This window comes from Nostocoides australiense Ben110 (assembly GCF_001050535.1).
Taxonomy (GTDB): domain Bacteria; phylum Actinomycetota; class Actinomycetes; order Actinomycetales; family Dermatophilaceae; genus Nostocoides_A; species Nostocoides_A australiense.
On record NZ_HG764815.1, the window covers coordinates 2,066,399 to 2,072,178 of the forward strand.

The 5,780-nt window shown below is 70.8% G+C and carries 5 protein-coding genes; all 5 read right to left on the bottom strand.

Annotation, left to right across the window (positions count from 1 at the left end):
• Positions 1-193: 193 nt before the first annotated feature.
• On the bottom strand, positions 194-1,324 hold the full coding sequence (gene purM, locus BN11_RS09920; RefSeq protein ID WP_048697167.1) for a phosphoribosylformylglycinamidine cyclo-ligase: 1,131 nt from the start codon (positions 1,322-1,324) through the stop codon (positions 194-196).
• Positions 1,325-1,387: 63 nt separating this feature from the next.
• Positions 1,388-3,118 carry a potassium channel family protein gene (locus BN11_RS09925; RefSeq protein ID WP_048697171.1) on the bottom strand — a complete coding sequence of 577 codons (1,731 nt, stop codon included), beginning with the start codon at positions 3,116-3,118 and terminating at the stop codon, positions 1,388-1,390.
• A 6-nt stretch (positions 3,119-3,124) separates the two neighbouring features.
• Entirely contained in the window at positions 3,125-3,511 is a 387-nt protein-coding gene (locus tag BN11_RS09930) for a DUF6394 family protein (RefSeq protein WP_048697175.1), read from the bottom strand.
• Positions 3,512-3,563: 52 nt separating this feature from the next.
• Positions 3,564-5,054, bottom strand: a complete 1,491-nt coding sequence (purF, locus tag BN11_RS09935; RefSeq protein ID WP_083433666.1) for an amidophosphoribosyltransferase — start codon at positions 5,052-5,054, stop codon at positions 3,564-3,566.
• 236 nt (positions 5,055-5,290) lie between these two features.
• Positions 5,291-5,780 (bottom strand): sunset domain-containing protein (locus tag BN11_RS24680; protein ID WP_456152338.1); only part of this gene is annotated, 490 nt, incomplete at its 5' end.

Consider the following 5,780-nt stretch of genomic DNA (forward strand, 5'->3'; position numbering starts at 1 on the left):
CCGCCCGGCTGACCGCCGCCGCGGCCTTCGACGGCCGCTTCTGCGTCGCCACCGGACCCCCGGCCCGGCTGTGGTGCACTCCCACCTGACACTCCCGCCTGACGGCGCGGCATACCGCCGGTCGGCCTCGGCTCGGGGCTGGCACGACCCGGCGCGGCACGAGAAGGGCGGCCGCGTTTGAGGAGCGCGGGTTTCAGGAGCGGGCGTACTCCCCGAGCACCTGGACGGAGCCGCCGGTGACGCCCTTGGCGCCCCGGACCACCTCGATGCCCGGTTCGACCGCGGCGGCCGCTTCGGTGTCGACGTGCCCGATCGGCCACGCGTGGATCCCCCGCTCGCCGAGCAGCGCCACGGCGGCGTCGGCCGCGGCCTCGGGCAGCAGGGCGACGAAGCCGACGCCCATGTTGAGGGTGCGTTCGAGATCGGGCTGGGGCACCCGGCCCAGGCCTTCGATGACCGAGAAGACCGGCGGCGGGGTCCAGGTGGACCGGTCGAGTGTGGCGTGCACGCCCCCGGGCAGCACGCGGGCGAGGTTGGCGGCGAGGCCGCCGCCGGTGACGTGCGAGAGGGCGTGGATGCCGCCCCCGTCGCGTACGCGCTCGTCGCGGATCACGTCGAGGAGATCGGCGGCATACACGCGGGTGGGGGTGAGCAGCTCCTCGCCCAGCGTGCGCCCGAACTCCGCCACGTGCCGCTCGAGCCCCCACCCGGCCGCCGCGATGACGCGGCGCACCAGCGAATAGCCGTTGGAGTGCAGGCCCGACGACGCGAGGGCGAGCACGACGTCGCCGGGGAGCACCCGGTGCGCACCCAACACCTCGGCATGCTCGACGACACCCGTGGCGGCGCCGGCCACGTCATACTCGTCCGTCTCGAGCAACCCGGGGTGCTCGGCCGTCTCCCCGCCGATGAGGGCGGTGCGGGCCTGGGCGCAGGCGCCGGCGATGCCGGAGACGATGGCGGCGATCCGTTCGGGGACCACCTTGCCGCACGCGATGTAGTCGGTCATGAACAGCGGTTCGGCTCCGCTGACGACGATGTCGTCGACGACCATCCCGACCAGATCGAACCCGATGGTGTCGTGGATGTCGAGGGCTTGCGCGATGGCGACCTTCGTTCCCACGCCGTCGGTAGAGGTGGCGAGGACCGGGCGGGCCATCCGGGCCAGCGCCGAGGCGTCGAACATCCCGGCGAAACCGCCGAGCCCGCCGAGCACCTCCGGACGGGTGGCCCGCGCGACGGACGCCTTCATCAGCTCGACGGCTTTGTCTCCCGCCTCGACGTCGACTCCGGCTGCGGCATAGGTGATCGGGCCTTCGCTCACGCGGGCCAGCCTACGTGCCGAGGGCAGCGGGTCGTATGCCGCGTCCGCGCCCGGTGGGTGGCGTCAGGCGCCGCGGCGGCTGCCGGTGAGCTTGCGCCATATCCAGGTGCTCGGCACCTCGCGGCCGGTGGCGACATACTCCACCGCGGCGTCGTTGAAGAGCACGTCATTGAGCCGGGAGAAGGAGCGCCGCTGGGACACGACGAGCAGTTCGTCGCCGAACTCCAGTGCTGTATCCAGGTCGGGGTCGTAGGCGATCTGCCCGTCCCGGCCGAGCGCGAGGATCGCGTTGCCGGTGGCGTCGTCGCGGTCGTCGGGGTTGCTCAGCAGGTCGCGAATCGTGAACGTGTTCCGCCGGAGCCAGCGGGCCAGCGCCGGAGCGGAGGTGGTGTCGATCGTCAGGCCGTAGGGGTCGGGGGATCGCGAGCCGCAGCGATCGACGAGCCGGCGGACGAGGTCTTCGGCCCACTCGTCGTCCTGCGTCATGGCGTACTCGAGGAATCCCCACGTGCGCGGCGTCACGATCCGGGCAAAGGCCTCGCGGGCCACGAGTTCGGTGGGGACGAAGAGGCTGTCCGGGGCGAACGCCTCATACAGCGCCGCGGAGCTGGCCTTGGTCTGGCGCAGGCAGACGAAGACGTCGGGGGCGTCCGTGCGGACCGTCGCCGCCAGCGCCAGATTGGTCGTATCCCGATCGGTCCCGCCGACGAATCCGACGATGGAGTCGAGGGTGTCGAGGGCGCCGTCGGGCAAGACGTGGTCCACGGTGTAGCCGGCGGCGAGCAGGTCGCGGTCGATCTCGTCGCGGAACTGGCCTTCGGCGCACACCAGCCACTTGCCGCCGGGGACGGCGGTGCCGCGGTCCGGCAGCGGTGTGCCGCCGGGGCTCATCAGCCACGTGATCAGCTGGTAGACCGCGGGCTTCTGCAGCGCGAGGGTGAGGTAGCCGCCGAATCGGTCGTAGGCGTTGATGACGGCCTCGGCGCCGAAGCTCTCCATATAGGCACCGATGCGCCGGTCGGTGCACCGGGCGATGACCGGGACCTCCGGACGCAGCAGGTGGACGGCCTGGACGACCCCGAGGTTGGTGTCGTCGTCGTCGGTCAGGGCCAAGACACCCTTGCAGTGATCGCTGCCGAGGCCGGCCATCCCGAGCAGCGCCGGATTGGCGGCATCGCCCTCGACGCCCGGGGTGTCGACGGCCAGTTGGTCGGTGCCGAGCGCATCGACGCGCGCACCGAGACGCTCGACGACGACGAAGCGGCGCCCGAGCCAGTCGAGCCCCGCGCCGACCTGGCGCCCGGCCTGCCCGTAGCCCGCGAGGATGTGGAAGTTCTCGCGGATACCCCGCACCTTGCGGCCGAAGCGTTGCGCCGCGACGGCATCACGGAAGACCTCGTCCTGCACCAAGGCCATCATCGTTCCGATCGCGACGGCCCAGACGATGACGGTGGCGTAGATGGTGAAGGTGACCCAGAGCCGTTGCTGGGTGGTGAACGTCTGCGGGATCTCGCCGAATCCGATCGTCGTGGCGGTGTAGCTCATGACGTAGAAGGACTCGAAGACGGTGAGCTTGCGCGGATTCCCGTCGGCGTCGAAGCCCGGGGCGGCGGACAGGCCGAAGACCGCGATCGTGAAGACGATGATGAGGCTGATCAGGGGCCAGCGCATGCGGCGCAGGACGAGGAAGATGGCATCCGTCGCCGGGATGTCGGTGGGTATGTCGACCGGCAGGCGACGCAGCACCGCCCGCATCCGCAGCAGCGGGCGGACGAAGAGCAGCGGGTTCCCCAAGGCCGGTCAGCGCCGCTGGTAGCTCGCGGTCTCGATGACGAGCAGGATGATCGAGACGATATTGGCCAGGAGGGCGCCGGCGGAGAGGGAGACGACGCTGCTCATGTGCTCGACGGTGAGCCCGGCTTCGGTCGCCTCGCGCGCCCAGATCCACACCGTGGCTGCGGCGATCAGCTGGATGACGGCGACCAGGCTGGTGGCCAGGTGGAGGGCGCCGATCTGGGTGCGATCCCCGAACTTGAACACCAGGGCGATGATGTTGACGATCACCGCGGCATACAGCTCGTAGACGTTGTGCACGCGCGCGTCGGTCAAGTCGCCGTACCAGAAGCCGAAATTCAATGTCGCCGCGAGGACGACGAAGAAGGCGAAGACCACCTTTTCGAGGTTCACGAGGCTGACGATACCCAGCGCGCAGCGTCTGGGTATGCGGCGTGTTCGCCGGTCAGTTCACGTCGAGCGGGAGTTGATACTCCAGCAGGCCCTTGCCGAGGCGCTCCTCGTCGGGTAGCTGCACGGGATAGCTGCCGGTGAAACAGGCCGTGCAGAGCTGGTCCGGGGCCTGCGAGGTGGCGGCGATCATGCCGGCCTCGCTGATGTAGCCGAGGGAGTCGGCGCCGATGGAGCGGCATACCTCCTCCACCTCCAAGCCGGTCGCGATCAGTTCGGCCCGGGTGGCGAAGTCGATGCCGTAGAAGCAGGGCCAGCGCACGGGGGGTGAGGAGATGCGCACGTGCACCTCGGCGGCGCCGGCTTCGCGCAGCATCCGCACCAGGGCGCGCTGGGTGTTGCCGCGCACGATCGAGTCGTCGACGACCACCAGCCGCTGGCCGCGGATGACCTCGCGCAGCGGGTTGAGTTTGAGGCGGATGCCGAGCTGGCGGATGGTCTGGTTGGGCTGGATGAAGGTCCGGCCGACGTAGGCGTTCTTCACCAGGCCCTGACCGTAGGGGATCCCGGACTGCTGGGCGTAGCCGACGGCGGCCGGGGTGCCCGACTCCGGGGTGGGGATGACGAGGTCGGCGTCGACGGGGTGCTCTCGGGCGAGGGTTCGGCCCATCTCGACCCGGGACTCGTGGACGACCCGGCCCCGGATCGTCGTGTCGGGGCGGGCGAGATAGACGTATTCGAAGACGCAGCCCTTGGGTTCGGGCGCGGCCCAGATGCGTGAGCGCAGGCCGTCCTCGTCGATCGCGATCAGTTCGCCGGGCTCGATCTCGCGGATCACCGAGGCGCCGACGATGTCGAGGGCGGCGGTCTCGGAGGCGACCACCCACCCGCGCTCGACCCGGCCGAGGACGAGCGGGCGGATGCCTTGGGGGTCGCGGGCGGCATACAGCGTGTGTTCGTCCATGAAGACGAAACTGAACGCGCCCCGCAGCCGCGGGAGCACCTCGAGGGCGCGCTCCTCGATGGTCTTGCCTGGGTCGTCGACAAGCAGCGCCGTGACCAGCGCGGTGTCGGTGGTGTTGCCGCGGCGCAGTTCACCGGCGTGGACGTCGAAACCCTCGTCGGCGCGCTGCATGACGTGCTCGCGCAGTTCGGCGGAGTTGATGAGGTTGCCATTGTGGGCCAGGGCGACGGTGAAGCCGCTGTGCCCGCCGAGGGTGGGCTGGGCGTTCTCCCACGTCGAGCCGCCGGTTGTCGAGTAGCGGCAGTGTCCGACGGCGATGTGGCCCTGGAGGCTGGCGAGGGAGCGCTCGTCGAAGACCTGGGAGACCAGGCCCATGTCCTTGTAGACGAGGAGGCGCCGGCCGTCGGAGGCGGCGATGCCGGCGGACTCCTGGCCGCGGTGTTGGAGGGCGTAGAGCCCGAAATAGGTCAGTTTGGCGACGTCCTCGCCGGGGGCCCAGATGCCGAACACACCGCAGGCGTCCTGCGGACCGCGCTCGCCGGGCATCAGATCATGAGTGAGCAGCCCGTCTCCACCTGGCACTGCCCTAGTCTCCCACACCGGAGTGGCCGCGCCGGGCGGCCGCGGGAGACGTCACCAGATGGGCATCTGGGCGGCCCGCATCGCCCAACTCGCGACACCCTGGCCGCCCTGGGGTCGCAAGTCGGGCAATCTCGGCACCAAGATCGCCCGACTTGTGACGCGTGTCGGCCCCCGCCTATGGCGCCGGGCGCCCCCGACCGTGATCGAAGGCGCCCGGAATGGATCCACCGCGCGGATCAGGACTGGTTGACGTCCCAGCGCTGGAAACCGGCAGCCTCGGCCGTGGCCACGTCGATGAACCAGACCTCGGCGCGCGTGCGCTTGAACCAGGGGCTTTCCTGGGTGTGATAGAGCTTGCTGTCCTCGTTGCCCTTGACCGCCCAGCCCTCCGGGCCCTTGCCCCGCGGCCCCGCCGCCGCCGAGCCCGGGCCGTAGGGGCCGTCGGGCACGTCGACCAGCGTCAGCGGCGCCGCCTCCTGGGCGGTTTGCGCCTTGTGGTCCCACCGCTGGAAGCCGGCCGCCGTGGCTGCTTCCTCGGTCTCGAACCACACTTCGGCCGTGGTCTGGGCGTAGCCGGGGCTGTCCACCGTGTGGAAGAGCATCGAGTCCTCGTTGCCCTTGATCGCCCAGCCCTCGGGACCGGACCCGTCCCGCGCCGGCAGGACCGACCCGGCGCCGTACTTGGCCGCGACGAAGGCCGCGGCCGCGCCCGCCGCGGCTCCGGCT